This window comes from Mesorhizobium sp. 1M-11 (assembly GCF_001303895.1).
Classification (GTDB): Bacteria; Pseudomonadota; Alphaproteobacteria; order Rhizobiales; family Rhizobiaceae; genus Mesorhizobium.
Genome location: NZ_LJSD01000037.1, coordinates 300,405 through 317,869 on the forward strand (window position 1 = coordinate 300,405; position 17,465 = coordinate 317,869).

Annotated in this window: 12 protein-coding genes and 1 riboswitch; of the genes, 7 read left to right on the plus strand and 5 right to left on the minus strand. The window is 62.9% G+C overall.

Features of this window, described 5'->3' with window-relative positions:
- Window positions 1-29: 29 nt before the first annotated feature.
- Window positions 30-2,009 carry a bifunctional 2',3'-cyclic-nucleotide 2'-phosphodiesterase/3'-nucleotidase gene (locus AO692_RS16510; RefSeq protein WP_054311120.1) on the minus strand — a complete coding sequence of 660 codons (1,980 nt, stop codon included), beginning with the start codon at window positions 2,007-2,009 and terminating at the stop codon, window positions 30-32.
- A gap of 212 nt (window positions 2,010-2,221) precedes the next feature.
- Between AO692_RS16510 and AO692_RS16515 the strand changes: the two genes are divergently transcribed.
- Complete coding sequence (locus AO692_RS16515) at window positions 2,222-2,881, plus strand: 5-formyltetrahydrofolate cyclo-ligase (protein ID WP_152979859.1); 660 nt, start codon at window positions 2,222-2,224, stop codon at window positions 2,879-2,881.
- Here the strand turns inward: AO692_RS16515 and AO692_RS16520 are convergent.
- Together AO692_RS16520 and AO692_RS16525 are read right to left on the minus strand one after the other, a co-directional pair.
- On the minus strand, window positions 2,856-4,118 hold the full coding sequence (locus AO692_RS16520; protein ID WP_054311239.1) for an NAD(P)/FAD-dependent oxidoreductase: 1,263 nt from the start codon (window positions 4,116-4,118) through the stop codon (window positions 2,856-2,858). The two genes, AO692_RS16515 and AO692_RS16520, sit on opposite strands and share 26 nt — an antisense overlap.
- Before the next feature lie 97 nt (window positions 4,119-4,215).
- Window positions 4,216-4,689, minus strand: a complete 474-nt coding sequence (locus AO692_RS16525; RefSeq protein WP_024924815.1) for an Lrp/AsnC family transcriptional regulator — start codon at window positions 4,687-4,689, stop codon at window positions 4,216-4,218.
- Between the two features lie 159 nt (window positions 4,690-4,848).
- On the opposite strand from AO692_RS16525, the gene ald reads away from it, so the two are divergent.
- The 4 genes from ald to gcvP all read left to right on the plus strand — a co-directional run bounded on the left by ald (window position 4,849) and on the right by gcvP (window position 10,722).
- Complete coding sequence (gene ald, locus AO692_RS16530) at window positions 4,849-5,964, plus strand: alanine dehydrogenase (RefSeq protein ID WP_054311121.1); 1,116 nt, start codon at window positions 4,849-4,851, stop codon at window positions 5,962-5,964.
- 209 nt (window positions 5,965-6,173) lie between these two features.
- A riboswitch (glycine riboswitch) is annotated at window positions 6,174-6,260 on the plus strand.
- Window positions 6,261-6,415: 155 nt separating this feature from the next.
- Complete coding sequence (gcvT, locus tag AO692_RS16535) at window positions 6,416-7,516, plus strand: glycine cleavage system aminomethyltransferase GcvT (protein ID WP_054311122.1); 1,101 nt, start codon at window positions 6,416-6,418, stop codon at window positions 7,514-7,516.
- 8 nt (window positions 7,517-7,524) lie between these two features.
- A complete protein-coding gene (gene gcvH / locus AO692_RS16540) occupies window positions 7,525-7,893 on the plus strand; it encodes a glycine cleavage system protein GcvH (RefSeq protein WP_054311123.1) in 369 nt (122 codons plus the stop codon).
- Window positions 7,894-7,908: 15 nt separating this feature from the next.
- Window positions 7,909-10,722 (plus strand): aminomethyl-transferring glycine dehydrogenase, encoded by a 2,814-nt coding sequence (gene gcvP, locus AO692_RS16545; protein ID WP_054311124.1) that lies wholly within the window; start codon window positions 7,909-7,911, stop codon window positions 10,720-10,722.
- 144 nt (window positions 10,723-10,866) lie between these two features.
- Here the strand turns inward: gcvP and AO692_RS16550 are convergent, their stop codons facing one another.
- Complete coding sequence (locus AO692_RS16550) at window positions 10,867-12,039, minus strand: diguanylate cyclase (protein WP_054311125.1); 1,173 nt, start codon at window positions 12,037-12,039, stop codon at window positions 10,867-10,869.
- Between the two features lie 218 nt (window positions 12,040-12,257).
- Here AO692_RS16550 and parE point away from each other — a divergent pair, with 218 nt between their 5' ends.
- Both parE and AO692_RS16560 read left to right on the plus strand, forming a co-directional pair.
- The gene (parE, locus tag AO692_RS16555) at window positions 12,258-14,321 is read left to right on the plus strand and encodes a DNA topoisomerase IV subunit B (RefSeq protein WP_054311126.1); all 2,064 of its coding nucleotides are present in this window, start codon (window positions 12,258-12,260) and stop codon (window positions 14,319-14,321) included.
- Window positions 14,322-14,389: 68 nt separating this feature from the next.
- Window positions 14,390-16,447 carry an FUSC family protein gene (locus tag AO692_RS16560; RefSeq protein WP_054311127.1) on the plus strand — a complete coding sequence of 686 codons (2,058 nt, stop codon included), beginning with the start codon at window positions 14,390-14,392 and terminating at the stop codon, window positions 16,445-16,447.
- A 146-nt stretch (window positions 16,448-16,593) separates the two neighbouring features.
- Here the strand turns inward: AO692_RS16560 and AO692_RS16565 are convergent, their stop codons facing one another.
- Complete coding sequence (locus AO692_RS16565) at window positions 16,594-17,427, minus strand: endo alpha-1,4 polygalactosaminidase (protein ID WP_082407398.1); 834 nt, start codon at window positions 17,425-17,427, stop codon at window positions 16,594-16,596.
- Between the last annotated feature and the right edge of the window lie 38 nt (window positions 17,428-17,465).

Here is a 17,465-nt window from a genome sequence, read left to right on the forward strand (position 1 = left end):
TACGGCTGTGCACCGCCTGTGCCAGGCGATCACAACAGGATGCGATATTTGGAAAAGCCGTTCTCGCCCTCGCCTGCCGGCTCGATCTTCAGCGTCTTGACCTGACTGATGAAGTCCCTCGCCTTGGCTCCTGTTTCGAACACCACGCTGGTTTCCGGCAGCGGCACGAACGACCAGTTGGCGTCAGCCGAAGGGTTGATGGTACCTTCGGCGACGATGTAGCGCACGATCACATCGCGGTTGGTATCGGGAGCCTCATAGATGATCTTGCTTTCGTTGATGTCGGGGAAATTGCCCCCGCCCCCGGCGCGGTAGTTGTTGGTGGCAACGACGAATTTCTTAGCCGGATCAATCGGCTTTCCATCGAACATCAAGTCCTTGATGCGGCTGGAGCCGGCAGTGATGACGTTGCCTTTCGCGTCGTATTTCGGCGGCTGCAACAGGTCTATCCGATAGCTGACGCCGTCGATCACGTCGAAATTGTAGGACGGGAAATCCGTGTTGATCAGCGGCTGGTCGGTCTTGCCTGGCTCGATGTGCTTGAAGATGCCGGCCGACATCTCCAGCCACTCCTTCACCTGTGCACCGGTGATCTCCACCGCGCGCACCGTATTCGGGTAGAGATAAAGGTCGGCGACATTCTTGATGGCAATGTCGCCCGCCGGCACGTCGGTATAGTAGTCGGCGCCGCCACGGCCGCCGGCCTTGAAAGGGGCCGCCGCCGAAAGCAGCGGCAGGTCCTTCCACTGCGTGCTCTTGAGAATGTCTTTCAGATACCAGCTTTGCGCCTGGCTGACGATCTGCACGGAGGGATCGTCAGCGACCAGGGCGAAATACGAATAAAGCGGTGCAGACGTCTTGCCGACCGGACGGCGCACGTAAGCGAGCGTCGCCTCGTGATCCGTCTTCAGCGCGTCGACCACGCTCTTTACGTCCTCGACCGTCGCCTTGTTCTTGTTGTCGACGCGCTCGAAGATAGGCCGCGCTTCGGAAGTCGCCGAGACGACCCGCCATTTGCTGCCGTCGCGCTCGAGCAACAAGTCGATCAGGCCCATATGCGAGCCCCAGAAACCGGCCATCACCGCGGGCTTGCCCTGCAGCGTGCCCTTTTCGGCATCGACGCCGGCGAGTTGCTGAAAATCCTTCTTACCGGGGAAAACCAAATGCTGGTGGCCGGTGAAGACGGCATCGATGCCCTCCACGCCCGCCAGGAAGAACGAAGCGTTCTCCATCATCTCGGCCTGCTTGATGTCGATACCGGAATGGGAAAGCGCGATGACGATATCGGCCCCCTCCTCCTTCATCTGCGGCACCCAGGCTTTGGCCGCTTCGACGATGTCGCGCGTCACCACGTTGCCGGCGAGATTCTTGGCATCCCACACCAGGATCTGCGGCGGCACGAACCCGATCACGCCGATCTTGATCGGATGTTCGGCTCCTGCCCCGTCTTTCAGCGTTTTGTCGAGGATCAGATACGGCTTGAGATAAAGCTTGTCGTTTCGCGGGTTGGCGGCCTTTTCGGTGCCTCGGATCAGGTTGGCGCAGACAAAGGGAAAATCGGCTCCTGCCAGCACCTTGTCGAGGAAGGAAAGCCCGTAGTTGAATTCATGGTTGCCCAGCGTCGAGCAGGCGTAGTCCAGCAGGTTCATGCCTTTCATGACGGGATGAACGTCACCCTCTTTCATGCCCCGCTCATAGGCGACGAAGTCGCCCATCGGACTGCCTTGCAGCAAGTCGCCATTGTCGACCAGCATCGAATTGACGGCTTCCTTGCGCACGGCGTCGGTCAGCGCGGCGGTGCGCGACAGGCCGAGCGTGTCGTTCGCCTTGTCGGCGTAATAGTCATAAGGCAACAGGTTCACATGGATGTCGGTCGTCTCCATGATCCTGAGATGCGCCTGATTGGCTGCGGCGCGCGCCGAAAAGGGATGCAGCATGATCAGCGCTCCGGTTGCGGCTGCCCCCTGAAGCAGCGCGCGGCGGGATATCGGTGGGAGCGGTTCGGACATGGATGATCTCTTCACTTGCGTGTTGTTTCCCTGCCGCCCGGCCCAAATCTTGCGCCAAAAACGGCCCAAGTCCAGCAGGCTCGGATGACGTCCATGCTACGAAAGGCCGAGAATTGCGACCTCCCGACCCTGGATATGTCGTGATACGACAAACCTGCACGAACTCGCAGGCATAGGCTTCGCGGATGAACGGTCGGCACGGGAAGATCGGCATGAGCGACAACGACGACACGACACCGGCACAGTACGCGTCACCGCCCTGCTTCATGCACGAGCTTGACCCTGACTTCCAGCAACCGCTTTCCGACTGGAGCGACGTGCGGCGCTGGCGCAAGGCCGAACGGGAAAGGCTGATTGCAGCTCGGCTCACGATATCGGCCGATATCCGGACGACGATGGCCAAGCGCATCGCCGAAGGGCTCGATGCCGTGATCGGCAATGTTGCCGGCAAAATGATCAGCCTTTACTGGCCTTTCCGCGGTGAACCAGACCTGCGCGGCTGGATGGAGAGCGTGAACGAACGTGGCGGCCGCACCGCACTGCCCATCGTCGTCGAAAAAGGCCAGCCGCTGATCTTCCGCGCCTACAGGCATGGCGACAGGCTGGAACGTGGCGTCTGGAACATCCCGATCCCGGCCGAAGGCGATCCGGTTGTTCCCGACGTCGTCATCTCGCCGATCGTGGGCATCGATCCGAACAAATACCGGCTGGGTTATGGAGGCGGCTTCTTCGACCGCACGCTTGCCTCGCTGCCGCGCAAGCCGCTGGTGATCGGCATTGGCTACGACATGCAGCGCATCCCGACCATCTACCCACAGCCGCACGACATCCCGATGGATGCGGTGGTTACGGAGACTGGCGGCCCTGCGTGATCAGCCGCGCGCTGCGCTGGCCGGTCGTATAGATCCACAGCCAGCTCAGCGCCACCGCGATCCTGTTCCGCAGACCGATCAGGAAGAAGATGTGGGCGATACCCCACAACCACCAGGCCAGCCAGCCGGTGACGCTGAAGCGGCCGAAATCGATCACGGCCGCCCGCTTGCCGATCGTGGCGAGATCGCCCTGGTGCTTGTAGACGAATGGCCGTCTTGCGTTGTCGCCGGCCAGCCGCGATTTGAGCGCGGCGGCGACATGGCGCCCGGCCTGCTTGGCGGCTGGAGCGATGCCGGGCACGGGACGGCCGTCTCCGCGTTTGGCCAACGCCGTGTCGCCGACGACGAAGATCTCCGGATGTCCTGGCACGGTCAGGTCGTCCTCGACGACCACCCTGCCCGCCCTGTCGGCCTCCGCGCCCAGCCACTGCGCCGCCGGCGAGGCCGCGACGCCGGCCGCCCAGATGATGGTACGCGCTGCCAGCCGCTGGTCGCCGAAGACGACGCCCTCGGCGTCGCACGCCGATACCGGGCGACCGAGCTCGACAGTCACGCCGAGCCGCTCCAGTGCGGATTTGGCATAGGCTGAGAGATCGGGCCGGAACACCGGCAGGATGCGCTCACCCGCTTCGATCAGGACAACCTTGGTATTGCGGGTATCGATGTTGCGAAATTCCCCGCGCAACGTGGCGTGGGCCAGTTCGGCGATCGTGCCGGCAAGCTCGACGCCGGTCGGACCACCGCCGATGATGACGAAGGTGAGCAAGGCCTGACGCATCGCCGCGTCGGTTTCACGTTCGGCCTGCTCGAAGGCCAGCAGCATGCGGCGGCGGATCGTGGTCGCATCTTCCAGCGTCTTCAGCCCTGGCGCGAATTCTTCCCATTCGTCATGGCCGAAATAGGCGTGCCGTGCCCCCGTCGCCAGCACCAGCGTGTCGTAGGCGACATCGCTGCCGTCAGCCAGCAGGACCCGCTTGGTATCCTTGTCGATCCCCTTCACCGTCGCCAGCAGCGTCGTCACCGCCTGCTCGTTGCGGACAAGATGCCGGATCGGCCAGGCGACTTCGGAGGTCGCCAGCGAGGTCGTCGCGACCTGATAGAGCAGCGGCTGGAAAAGATGATGGTTGCGCTGGTCTATAAGCGTCACGCGCACCGGCGCCTTGGCTATCGCCCTGACAAATTCCAGGCCGCCGAAACCTGCGCCGACCACGACCACATGATGAGGTTCGCTGTTCATCGCAACACCTTTTGTGCATCGCAGCAAACATGCGGGCGCAAACGCGTAATTTCAAGCGGCACTGATATTCAGAGCGGCCTTGCCGGCCAACGGCCGATCACGCCATTTCCGGCTTCAGCCCCATCGCGGTTCGGTCGACGATTTCGCGCAGCGCGAAGGAAGAATTGATCTTGGTAACATGAGGCATGGCCGACAGCCATTCCTTATGAATACGTTCGTAGTCGGCCAGGTCACGCGCGGCGATACGCAGGATATAGTCGTATTCGCCCGACATCAGATGGCAGGAGAGCACGTTCGGGCAGCGCTTGATCGCCGTTTCGAAATCCGACAGCGTCTTCTCGAACTGGCCGGAGAGCGATATATGCACGATCGCCGTCATCTGATGGCCGAGCGCGGCGTTCGACAGGCGCGCGTGATAGCCGCGAATGGCGCCGGATTTCTCCAGATTGTCGAGCCTGCGCGAACAGGCCGACTGTGACAGGCCAACCCGCTCGGCGAGTGCTGCATTGGGTATGCGACCATCCTTCTGAAGCGTGTCCAGAATGGCGATATCAATCTTGTCCAAGGGCATTCTTCGCGATTCCTGCGAAAAAGTGATAATTTCGTGCAACGATTATCGAATTGAGGTCCTGCCGGCAAGCGCATTCGCAAACACATGCAACCCGATTGGTGGTTCACTGTTCTCATTACAGGGAGAAGGCTCGGCAGGGCCAAGAGGAGATCACTCAACATGCGTGTCGGTTGCCCCAAGGAAATCAAGAACCATGAATATCGCGTCGGCCTGACGCCGGGCTCGGTTCGTGAATATGTCGCCCACGGCCACGAAGTGCTGGTCGAGACCGGTGCCGGCGCCGGTATCGGCGCCGATGACAACGCCTATCGCGCCGCTGGTGCCGCCATCGCCAAGACGGCTGCTGACGTGTTCGCCAAATCCGACATGATCGTGAAGGTCAAGGAGCCGCAGCCGAACGAATGGGTGCAACTGCGCGAAGGCCAGATCCTCTATACCTACCTCCACCTCGCTCCTGATCCGGAGCAGACCAAGGGCCTGCTGGCTTCGGGCGTCACCGCCGTTGCCTACGAGACCGTGACCGACGACCGCGGCGGCCTGCCGCTGCTGGCGCCGATGTCTGAAGTCGCCGGTCGGCTGTCGATCCAGGCCGGTGCCACCTCCCTGCAGAAGGCTAATGGCGGCCGCGGCGTGTTGCTCGGCGGCGTGCCGGGCGTGCTGCCTGGCAAGGTCGCGGTCATCGGCGGTGGCGTCGTCGGCCTGCATGCGGCCAAGATGGCGGCGGGCCTCGGGGCCGATGTCACCATCCTCGACCGGTCGATCCCGCGCCTGCGCTATCTCGACGACATCTTCGGCGGCCGCGTGCATACGCGCTACTCGACCGTCGAGGCGCTGGAGGAAGAATGCTTCTCGGCCGACATCGTCGTCGGCGCCGTCCTGATCCCGGGTGCCGCGGCGCCCAAGCTGGTGACGCGTGAAATGCTGTCCGGCATGAAGAAGGGCGCAGTGCTCGTCGACGTCGCCATCGACCAGGGCGGCTGCTTCGAAACCTCACATGCGACCACCCATGCCGAGCCGACCTATGTGGTCGACGACATCATCCACTATTGCGTCGCCAACATGCCCGGTGCCGTTCCAGTCACCTCCGCGCATGCGCTGAACAACGCCACCTTGCACTACGGCCTGCAACTCGCCGACAAGGGCCTGAAAGCCATCGTCGACGACCACCACCTGCGCAACGGCCTCAACGTCCACAAGGGCAGGATCACCAACAAGGCCGTCGCCGAAGCGCTCGGCTATGAGATGGTCGAGCCCAAGGCCGTCCTGGCCGCCTGACGGCCAGCGGCGAACGCCGCCTTCCTTCCAAGCCGCCGAAGCGCTTTCGTTTCGGCGGCTTTGTTCGCGCCAAAGCAGGCCGGGGCAATCACATTCCCGTGCAAAGGTCTCCGAAGATGTTTCAAGCCTCGACAAAATCTGTCGCGGAGAGGTGACAATCCGTCGCGGCCAAGCTAAGGATGAGTCGTCTGGGGCTTCGTGAGAGGCCTCACCTGTTTGCGGGAGAGAGCAGCGAAAGCTGCCGCCGAAGGGGAAATCGCCCGAAATCTCTCAGGCAAAAGAACCGTAGACGGGAAAGACACTCTGGAAAGTCGAGGGCAACCAAAACCCTCGCGCCGAAGGTGTAAGCGCTTCCGACAGGGTTCCGGGGCGCGAGTCTCTCAGGCTTCAGACAGAGGGGCACGGAGCGGTCGCATCCAGCGGCCGATCATTGTGCTGCTCTGGAGAAGACATGACGGGCGACGCCACCAAGACCCTTCCACTCGAAGACCTGCATCAGGCCGCAGGCGCCAAATTCGGTGCCTTTGCCGGATGGTCCATGCCGCTGACCTATCCGGCCGGCGTCATGAAGGAACACCAGCATACGCGCGAGCATGTCGGCCTGTTCGACATCTCGCATATGAAACTGTTTGCAGTGAGCGGCGCCGGCGCTGCCGCCCTGCTCAACCGTGCCTGCCCGATTGACGCCGAGGCTCTCGAAGTCTCGCAGTCGAAGCTCACCTTCTTCCTGAACGACGAGGCAGGCATCCTCGATGACCTGATCGTCACCCGGTTGGGCGCCGACCGCTTCATGGTCGTCGCCAACGCCGGCAACGCGATCGCCGATGAGGCGCATCTCAAGGCGCTCGCCAGGGATTTCGACGCCAGGGTCGAACCGCTCGACCGTGTCTTCCTCGCCATCCAAGGCCCGGAAGCCGAGGCAGTTCTGGCAAAGGCCGGTGTCGATGGCAGTTCGCTCACCTTCATGCATGGTTTTGAGCCCAGGCCGAACTGGTTCATGAGCCGCTCGGGCTACACTGGCGAAGACGGTTTCGAGATCGGCCTGCCGGAGGCGGATGCGCGTGCGCTGCTGGGTCAGCTGCTGGCTGACGAGCGCGCCATGTGGATCGGCCTTGCCGCGCGCGACAGCCTGCGGCTCGAGGCGGGCCTTTGCCTGCACGGCAACGACATCAGCCCGGATACCGATCCGGCTAGCGGCGCCCTGATGTGGGCGGTGCCGAAGGAGATCCGCTCGTCCGGAACCTTCATCGGCGCCGATGCGCTGCGTGCCATCGTCGAAAAGGGTGCGGCTCGGAAGCGCGTGGGCCTGAAGCCGGAGGGTCGCCAGCCGGTACGCGGCGGTGCTGCTCTGTTCGACGCCGACGGCAATCCGGCCGGCACTGTCACCTCGGGCGGTTTCGGCCCTTCGGCCGGCCATCCGGTTGCCATGGGCTACGTTTCCACTCCGCTGGCCAAGGCCGGCACCAAGCTGTTCGCCGATGTTCGCGGAACCAGGGTTCCGGTCGAAGTCAGCGCCCTTCCCTTCACGCCTCACCGTTACCGCAAAGGATGATTTGCAAAATGGCCAAGACCTATTTCACCGAAGATCACGAGTGGCTGAGCGTCGACGGCAACGTCGCCACCGTCGGCATCACCGACTATGCGCAGGAACAGCTCGGCGATCTGGTGTTCGTCGACCTGCCGGAAGTCGGCCGCAAGCTCGCCAAGGGTGACACCGCTGTCGTGGTCGAGTCGGTCAAGGCGGCTTCGGACGTCTATGCGCCGCTCGATGGCGAGATCACCGAAGTGAACGGCGCGCTGTCGGGAGATCCGGCGCTGGTCAATTCCGCTGCCGCCACCGACGGCTGGCTCTGGAAGATGAAGCTCGCCGATGAAGGCCAGCTCGCCGGACTTCTGGATGAAGCCGGCTACAAAGCCCATATCGGCTAAGCAGGACGTGAAACCATGACCGCTGCTCCTTATCCCTTTTCGACCCGGCATATCGGGCCGAGCTTAACCGATGCCCGCTCCATGCTGGCGACGATCGGCGTACCGTCCGTGGAAACGCTGATCTCGCAGGCCGTGCCGAAGTCGATCCGGCTCGACCGCCCGCTCGACCTGCCGGCCGCCGCTTCCGAGGCGGAAGCCCTGGCGGAACTCGCCGAGAAGATGTCGGCCAACGTCGTTTTGAAAAGCTTCGTTGGTCTCGGCTATCACGGCACGCACACGCCGCCGGTGATCCTGCGCAACCTGTTCGAGAACCCGGCCTGGTACACCGCCTATACGCCCTATCAGGCCGAGATCAGCCAGGGTCGCCTGGAGATGCTGTTCAATTTCCAGACGCTGGTGACGGAACTGACCGGCCTGCCGGTGGCATCGGCCTCGCTGCTGGATGAGGCTACCGCGCTTGCCGAAGCGGTCGGCATGGCCGTCCGCCATCACCGCGACAAACGCACCAAGGTGGCCTTCGCCGGCAAGCTGCATCCGCAGAGCCGCGATGTCGTTGTAACCCGCGCCGAACCGCTCGGCATCGAAGTCAATGGCGAGACCATCGACGAAAACACCGCAGCCCTCGTCGTCGCCTGGCCGGACACCTACGGCGTCTATGGCGATCATTCGGCCAAGATCGCCGAGGCCAAGGCGGCCGGCGCCGTCGTCATCTTCGTTGCCGACCCGCTGGCGCTCGTCGTCAGCGACACGCCAGCCAGCCTCGGCGCCGACATTGCCGTCGGTTCCATGCAGCGCTTCGGCGTCCCGATCGGCTTCGGTGGCCCGCACGCCGCGTACTGTGCTGTCTCGGACAAGCTGACGCGCCTGATGCCCGGCCGTCTCGTCGGCCAGTCGGTCGACACCAAGGGCCGGCCCGGCTTCCGCCTCGCCCTGCAGACGCGCGAGCAGCACATCCGCCGCGACAAGGCGACCTCCAACATCTGCACCGCGCAGGCGCTGCTGGCCAACATGGCGACAGCCTATGCCATCTGGCATGGTCCGGAAGGCCTGCTGGCCATCGCCGACCACGTTCATGGCCTCACGGCACGGCTGGCCGCAGCCCTGAAGGCCAAGGGACACACCGTTCTGGGCAACGACCGCTTCGACACGGTGACGGTCGAATTGAAGGGGCAAGCCAAGGCGAAAGCCAAGGAAGCCCAGGCCGACGGGCGCCTGCTGCGTATGGTGAACGACGACCTCGTCGGCATCTGCTTCGACGAGACCTCGACCGAAGCCGACCTGCAGGCGATTGCCGCGCTGTTCGGCGCGACGGTTTCCGACAAGGTCGAACGCGCCCTGCCCGGCAAGCCGCGCGCCATGAAGGGTTTCCTGTCGCAGCCGGTTTTCCATCAGAACCGCTCCGAGACCGACATGATGCGCTTCCTGCGCAAGCTGGCGGACAAGGATCTGGCACTCGACCGCACCATGATCCCGCTGGGCTCCTGCACCATGAAGCTCAATGCGGCCGCCGAGATGATCCCGGTCAGTTGGCCGAGCGTGGCCAACATGCATCCCTTCGCGCCGAAGGCCCATTCGAAGGGCTACAAGGCGATGACGGACGATCTCGAGCGCTGGCTGGCGGAAATCACCGGTTTCCAGGCGGTGTCGCTGCAGCCGAACGCAGGCAGCCAGGGCGAATATGCCGGGCTGCTGGCAATCCGCCGCTATCACGCTTCGCGCGGCGAATCGCACCGCAACATCTGCCTCATCCCCTCCTCCGCGCACGGCACAAATCCGGCCAGCGCGGCGATGGCGGGCATGGAAGTGGTGGTGGTGCGCTGCATGGAAAGCGGCGACATCGACATGGAGGACATGCGCGCCAAGGTGGCCGCCCATGCCGCAAACCTCGCTGCGTTGATGATCACCTACCCTTCGACGCATGGCGTGTTCGAAGAAGGCGTGAAGGAGCTTTGCCAACTCATCCACGACAATGGCGGGCAGGTCTATCTCGACGGCGCCAACCTCAATGCGCTGGTCGGTCTCGCCCGTCCGGGCGACATCGGGGGCGACGTCTGCCACATGAACCTGCACAAGACCTTCTGCATCCCACATGGCGGCGGCGGTCCCGGCGTCGGCCCTATCGGCGTCAAGTCGCACCTGGCACCGTTCCTGCCCGGCCATATCGACCTTGGCACGGACTTCCCGGTTTCGGCGGCGCCTTATGGCAGTGCGTCGATCCTGCCGATCACCTGGATGTATATCCGCATGATGGGTGCTCAAGGTCTCAAGCAGGCGACGGAGGCAGCCATCCTGTCGGCCAACTACATCGCCAGGCGGCTCGAAGGACACTATCCAGTGCTCTACAAGGGCGCCAATGGCCGCGTCGCGCATGAGTGCATCCTCGACACCCGCGTGCTGAAAGACAGCGCCGGCATCACCGTCGACGACGTCGCCAAGCGCCTCATCGACTACGGCTTCCATGCACCGACCATGTCCTGGCCGGTGGCTGGCACGCTGATGGTGGAGCCGACCGAATCCGAGCCCAAGCACGAACTCGACCGGTTCTGCGAAGCAATGATCTCGATCGCCAACGAGGCGGGCAAGGTCGCCAGCGGCGAATGGCCGAAGGAAGACAATCCTCTGGTCAATGCGCCGCACACGGCAACCGAGACGCTCGCCGGCGACTGGGCTCATCCTTACTCGCGGATGGAAGCCGCCTACCCTGCAGCCGATCCGGATACTGCCGCCAAATACTGGCCGCCGGTATCGCGCATCGACAATGTCGCTGGTGACCGCAACCTGGTCTGCTCCTGCCCGCCGCTGTCGGAATATCTCGGCGCCGCCGAATAAGGCGCACCTTTGGCAATTTCAGGAAAAGTGCGTAGCGGTTTTCCGTCCGGGATTGCGTAAAAACAAAGAGCTGGAGCGTTTTCTGAAAATGCGGAAGCGCTCCAGCATCCAGCCTACCGAGGCCCTCGCAAGTCGTTGTGGGGTTTAGGCTCGCAAGGCCGGCCGTCGCGTCGGCTCCGTAATCCACCCATCGACCACCACTCTGTTGCGGCCCGCGCGCTTGGCCTGGTAGAGCGCGCGGTCGGCGCGGGTCAGCATCTCGCTCAGAGTGGCCTTCTGCATGGACCCGAAGGCGACGCCGGCGCTGACGGTACACTGCAATACACCGGCCTGCGTGAGGATTTCCTGTCCGGCGAAATCCGCCAATATGCTCCGGGCGGCCGCCTCGACATAGTTCCCCTCGACACGTGCGATCACGAGCGCGAACTCTTCGCCGCCAAGGCGGAACGCGCTGTCGCCGGCACGCACATTCGCCCTGATGACATCTGCGAAGCACTTCAGCACCTCGTCGCCGGCCGAATGACCATAGGCATCGTTGGTATTCTTGAAATGGTCGAGATCGAACATCACGACCGCCAGGTCCTCACCGAATGCCTTGTCGGGATAGCCATCCACCAAGGCGCGACGGTTCTGCAGGCCGGTCAGAGGGTCGGTCAGCGCCTCGCTGCGGTGCCGGGCGGCTACCCGCAGATTGTGCATGGTCATCGGCAGCGCGCCGAGCGCAGTCAAACACGCCACCGAAACGATGATGTTGACGCGCTCGGCCCAATTGTCAGGGGCCTTGCCCAGCACCCAGCTACCGTCCAACAAAAGCACAAGACCACACAGGGCGAACGAGGTGGCGCAGATTGCGAACAGCACAGTCATCAGGGTGATGAGAGCTGGAAACTCGGCACGAGTCTGCCAGAAAACCCAGCCGATCCAGAGAAGGAGCATGGTTGCAAAGGCATATTCCACCATGAACGCCACGCCATCGAGGCCGACCATCATCAGGAATGTGGTTGAGAGGATTGAAGTGGCCACGACGGCCAGCACCTTCCGCGCAATATGGATGTGGCCATAGAACTGGCCGGCCGCGACCAGGATCAGCGCGAAGCCACTCGGCAGCAATCCGAGCAGCAGCGCCCCCACCCAAGGCTGGGGGTTGTTGGTATAGCGCCAGAAGGCAATGACGTGCGCCGCGACGACGATCAAGCCGATGGAAGCTGTGAGGAAATAGCGGCTCTGGCGCATCGCGGTCCAGATGACCAGCATCGTCACACTAAGACATGTGCCGGACAATGCCGCCGCCAGCAGCAAGGACTGATAGTCCAGCATTGTTTCGCTTCCCCGCTATCGCAACAGCGTACGCTGTACGCCATTATCGCCCATTTTGCGGCAACCTGGCTCGAACGCTCAGGAGAAAGTCGCCAGATGGTTTACGAGACGTCTCCATTCGGAGTAGGAGCACTCGCAAGCCATGAACGGAACACGAACTGCTGTGATCCGGCCCTCAAAACATGGCAGTATCACTCCCTGATTCGTTTTCAAAGCTCATGGACGAAATGGACGACCTTTTCGGCAACCCGGACAAACAGCCACAGCAACCGCCGCGCACCAGCTCACGTCCTGCCGACCCGCTCGTGCAGGCAGCCAAGCGCACGCAGAGCGCAGCCAAGGATGGCAGTGAAGGCTATAGCGCGGCCGACATCGAGGTCCTGGAGGGACTGGAACCGGTCCGGCGCAGGCCAGGCATGTATATCGGCGGCACCGATGAAAAGGCGCTGCATCACCTCTTCGCCGAAGTCATCGACAACTCGATGGACGAAGCGGTTGCCGGCCATGCCACCTTCATCGAGGTTGAGTTGGGCGCTGACGGCTACCTCACAGTCACCGACAACGGCCGCGGCATTCCGGTCGATCCGCATCCCAAGTTCAAGGACAAGTCGGCACTCGAAGTTATCATGACGACGCTGCATGCCGGCGGCAAGTTCGATTCCAAGGTCTACGAAACCTCCGGCGGCCTACATGGCGTCGGCGTGTCAGTGGTCAACGCGCTTTCCGATGATCTCGAAGTGGAGGTCGCGCGCGGACGCAAACTCTATCGCCAGCGCTTTTCACGCGGCATCCCGCAGGGCGGGCTCGAATTCCTCGGCGACGTGCAGAACCGGCGCGGCACGCGGACCCGCTTTCATCCCGATCCCGATATCTTCGGCAAGGGCGCGCATTTCGAACCGGCCCGCATCTACCGCATGGCGCGTTCGAAGGCCTACCTGTTCGGCGGCGTCAACATCCGCTGGTTGTGCGACCCGTCTCTGATCAAGGACAAGGACCCGACGCCAGCCAAGGCAGAGTTCCACTTTCCCGGTGGCCTCGGCGACTATCTGAAAGCCTCGCTCGGCGACGAGATGCAGGTGACGCGCGAGATCTTCTCCGGCAAGAGCGAGAAGCAGGGCGGCCACGGTTCGTTGGAATGGGCCGTTACCTGGTATGGCGGTGACGGCTTCCTCAATTCCTACTGCAACACCATCCCGACCGGCGAAGGCGGCACCCATGAGATGGGCTTCCGCAACGTTCTGACCCGCGGCCTGCGCGCTTATGCCGACCTGATCGGCAACAAGCGTGCTTCCATCGTCACCTCCGAAGACGTGATGATTTCGGCCGCCGGCATGCTCTCGGTCTTCATCCGCGAGCCGGAATTCGTCGGCCAGACCAAGGACAAGCTGGCCACGGTCGAAGCCATTCGCATCGTCGAAACCGCTCTGCGGGACCCGTTCGACCATTGGCTGGCGGACAATCCGCAGGAAGCCTCGAAGCTGCTCGATTGGGTGATCGCCCGGGCCGACGAGCGCGTGCGCCGGCGTCAGGAAAAGGAAGTGTCGCGCAAGAGCGCCGTGCGCAAGCTGCGCCTGCCTGGCAAGCTTGCCGACTGCACGCAGAACGCAGCAGCAGGGGCGGAACTGTTCATCGTCGAAGGCGATTCGGCCGGTGGCTCGGCCAAGCAGGCGCGCGATCGCGCCATGCAGGCCATCCTGCCGCTGCGTGGCAAGATCCTGAACGTCGCCAGCGCCGGCAACGACAAGCTCGCCGCCAACCAGCAGATTTCGGACCTCATCCAGGCACTGGGCTGCGGTACGCGTTCGAAATATCGCGACGAGGATCTGCGCTACGACCGCGTCATCATCATGACCGACGCCGATGTCGACGGCGCCCATATCGCCTCGCTGCTGATCACCTTCTTCTATCAGGAAATGCCGAATCTGATCCGCGGCGGCCACCTCTTCATGGCGGTGCCGCCGCTCTATTCGCTGCGCCAAGGTGGCAAGATCGCCTATGCTCGTGACGACGCGCACAAGGACGAATTGCTGCGCACCGAATTCACCGGCCGCGGCAAGGTCGAAATCGGTCGCTTCAAGGGCCTTGGTGAGATGATGGCAAACCAGCTCAAGGAAACCACCATGGACCCGAGGAAGCGTACCTTGCTTCGGGTCGATGTACTGGACGAAGAAACCGCGACCAAAGATGCCGTCGACGCGCTGATGGGCACCAAACCCGAGGCTCGCTTCCGGTTCATCCAGGAGCGCGCCGAGTTCGCGGCTACCGACGTCCTGGATATCTGAGAAGACAGTTTCGAAAACGATCGAGCCGATTTGAAAACGGCTTTTGATTTCGCTTCGGAGATGACGTGGTGAGTTGGGTGAAGCTGAAGGAATGGGTCGGCACGACATTCGCCGGCTCGCTTCAGCCAACCCGCTCCGACTGGATCTTCGCGCTGCGCACCACCTCGGCTGGGCTGATCGCGCTTCTGGTGGCCTACGCCCTCAAGCTCGAACACCCGCAATGGGCGATGATGACCGTCTTCATCGTCGCCCAACCGGTCGCCGGCATGGTGTTGGCCAAAGGCTTCTACCGACTGATCGGCACGGTTGTCGGCGCGGCAGCCGCGATCGGTTTTACTTTCGCCTTCGGCGGCAACCCCTGGCTCTTCGTCACGGTTCTGTCGCTGTGGATCGGACTGTGCACGCTCGTTTCCTCGCTGCTGCGCAACCCGGAAGCCTATGGCGCCGCACTTGCCGGCTACACCGCGATGATCGTTGGCCTGCCGGCCTTCGGCCAGCCGCATTTGATCACGGATCTTGCCGTCGCCCGCTGCCTCGAAATCATCCTCGGCATCGTCTGCGCGGCAGTCACCAGCCGGTTGATCCTGCCACGGCTGGCGGGGTCTGCGATCAAGGCGCGGCTGGAACGTTGCATCCTCGACCTTGCCGCCTATACACGCGGCGCCTTCGCGGGCGCGGAACCGGCAAAACTCGATGCTCTCTACCGTAAACTGGTCGCCGACACGCAGACGCTGGGCGAAATGCGTGCCTATGCGCGGCTCGAGGCGCCAAGCGTGGCGACGCGCGCGCACCCGGTGCGGCGCACCATCGGCCATCTGCTTTCCGCTCTCTCGGCGGCACGCATGCTGCATGCCCACGCCGCCCCCCAGAATGCCGCTCTTCTGCCGGTGCGGGGCCAGTTGAAGGCGCTTGTCGCCGAACTCGTTGACACGCCTAATTCCCTTGAAGACACAAAGCTTTGGGAGGCCAGGCTCACCGCAATTGCCAATGAAGCGCTTCATGCTCCTGATGTTACGAGTGAAGGCGAGGACCCGGTTGGAACCATAACCCGCCTCACCGTCGCCGGCGAATTCGCTCAGTCGCTGCGCGAGGTGCTGCGCGGCCTCGATGCGCTACGGCGGCCGACGAGCGAAAAGGCCATGCGACAGCGCCGGCAGCCTGCCCTGATCGTCCATCGCGATCATCATGCGGCCTGGCGCAACGCCATCCGCGCCACGGTTGCCACCATGCTTGTCGCCAGTTTCTGGCTTGCCACCCGCTGGTCGGAGGCCGCCGGCACGCTGATCCTTGTTGCCGTCGTCTCCAGCCTGTTTGCGTCCAGGCCGGATCCCGCTCAGGTCGCCTGGGGATTTTTCAAGGGCACATTGCTCGCACTGCCCGTTGCTTTTGTGATCGGCCAGCTTGCTTTGCCGGCCCTGCCCGGCTTCGCCTGGTTCGTGCTGTTTGTCGTGCCGATCCTGGTGCCTGCGGCTCTCGCCATGGCCAATCCACGTCTGGTCGGCGTCGCCACCGCCTTCGCCATCAACTTCCTTGCCTTCCTCAATCCTCACCAGGGCATGAGTTACGATCCTGTCGCTTTCTTCGCCGGTTCGATTTCGGTTCTGGTCGGCATCCTGATCGCCATCGGCGTGTTCATGGTGGTGTTGCCGGTCGATCCGATCGCCACTGCCAGCCGCATCGCCGGCGCCATGCGCGAGGACCTGGTACGGTTATGCCTGCATGAGCGCATCCCGCGCCGTTCAGCCTTCGAAAGCCTCGCTTACGACCGCGTCAACCAGATGATGCCGCTCGTGCAGCAGGCCGGCCGCAGGAGCGAAGGCCTGTTCGACGGCAGCGTCGCCTCGGTGATGGTGGGGTTGGAACTGCTTCGCCTGCGTATCGACCAGAAGGCCGGCGGTCTGCCGTCGGCCATCACGCAAAACGTCAGTGATTTTCTGCGGCAACTGGCGCGCAATCTGCTCGTGCGTGTGCCGAACGAATCCTGGACTGCCAGCATCGCCGCCATGCGTGCGGACGCGACCGCGATTGCTGCCGCCGGAACGCCCGATGCGCTACGCGTCGCGGCATCACTGCGTGTGGTAGCCGCGGCGGCGGAGGATTATCCGGATTTCTTCCGCAAGGACTAAAAGCAATCCCCGAAAAGTGTGTAACGGTTTTCCGTCCGGAATTGCGTAAAAACAAAGAGTTAGAGCGTTTCCGCGTTTCCGTGAAAAAACGAAAATGCTCTGGGATCAGGACCGATCCAGTTCTGGCGAATACGGCCTCCCGCATCCTATTGCCGGACGCTCCGATGCTCGACGCAGTGATCATGGTGGTAGCCCCCGTGCTGTGCAGGTTTGAGGTCCCGGTCACGAAGAACGGTATCGCGTGGCGTGGCGGCATCAGCGCAAATGTCGGCAAAACGCCCGCGAAGATCATCGACATATTCGATATTGATGACCCGGTCGCCGTAGAACCGCGTGTATTTGGAGCATTCGTCGTAGCGGTGGCATTCCTCGGATACCGCGAAATCGAACCCGATCCGCCTTCGTTCCCGATCGGAAAGCTGCGGCGTGTTCTTTTGCCCCGCCGCCAGACCCACGTTGTGCGCGGCACGCACCAGCGAAGTTGCGAAGGCGACGGCATCTTCGTGCCTGAGCGCCCCCTTTGACCTCGTGAAGGAATCCAGATTGTCGAACTCGACGGCGTTGAAACCCGAGCGGGCGCACCCGGAAATGGTCGTGGCAAGGCGCTTCAGGACAGCGGCCCGAAGCTTTTCCGAGGAGATGTCGAGGAGATGCTCGTCCGGCCAGTCGGGGTCGACCAGCGGCTTACCTTTGCTGTTCTTGACCAGCAGTTCGGGCGGCCACGCTATACCTGGCTGTGTCTGGAAACCGTTGACGTAGCATATATTGTATAGACCTCGGACTGGCGCAGCGGTGCTGTCGCGCACCACGACATTTGTCCTGGCCGGAGGGTTGTAGGCTCCGCCGAGCTGATAGTCCGCAATGGCATCGGAAGGAAGTGTCTCGAAGCCTCTAGCCGCTCCAGGCCCTTGTTCCGCAGCAGTCGCCGTTCCCGTGCACAGGATGAGGGTCGCCGCGACCAAAGTCCGGGTCGATTGCATATCCAGCGTCATCCATGGCCGATGCCCACCAGCCAAGC

What these genes read in the sequence shown, in the direction of transcription:
- ald (WP_054311121.1), top strand. Translation starts at nt 4,849, where the DNA reads ATGCGTGTCGGTTGCCCCAAGGAAATCAAGAACCATGAATATCGCGTC.
- AO692_RS16525 (WP_024924815.1), bottom strand. Translation starts at nt 4,689, where the DNA reads ATGCCCTTGGACAAGATTGATATCGCCATTCTGGACACGCTTCAGAAG.
- gcvP (WP_054311124.1), top strand. Translation starts at nt 7,909, where the DNA reads ATGACCGCTGCTCCTTATCCCTTTTCGACCCGGCATATCGGGCCGAGC.
- AO692_RS16565 (WP_082407398.1), bottom strand. Translation starts at nt 17,427, where the DNA reads ATGCAATCGACCCGGACTTTGGTCGCGGCGACCCTCATCCTGTGCACG.
- parE (WP_054311126.1), top strand. Translation starts at nt 12,258, where the DNA reads ATGGACGAAATGGACGACCTTTTCGGCAACCCGGACAAACAGCCACAG.
- gcvT (WP_054311122.1), top strand. Translation starts at nt 6,416, where the DNA reads ATGACGGGCGACGCCACCAAGACCCTTCCACTCGAAGACCTGCATCAG.
- AO692_RS16550 (WP_054311125.1), bottom strand. Translation starts at nt 12,039, where the DNA reads ATGCTGGACTATCAGTCCTTGCTGCTGGCGGCGGCATTGTCCGGCACA.
- AO692_RS16520 (WP_054311239.1), bottom strand. Translation starts at nt 4,118, where the DNA reads ATGAACAGCGAACCTCATCATGTGGTCGTGGTCGGCGCAGGTTTCGGC.
- AO692_RS16510 (WP_054311120.1), bottom strand. Translation starts at nt 2,009, where the DNA reads ATGTCCGAACCGCTCCCACCGATATCCCGCCGCGCGCTGCTTCAGGGG.
- AO692_RS16515 (WP_152979859.1), top strand. Translation starts at nt 2,222, where the DNA reads ATGAGCGACAACGACGACACGACACCGGCACAGTACGCGTCACCGCCC.
- gcvH (WP_054311123.1), top strand. Translation starts at nt 7,525, where the DNA reads ATGGCCAAGACCTATTTCACCGAAGATCACGAGTGGCTGAGCGTCGAC.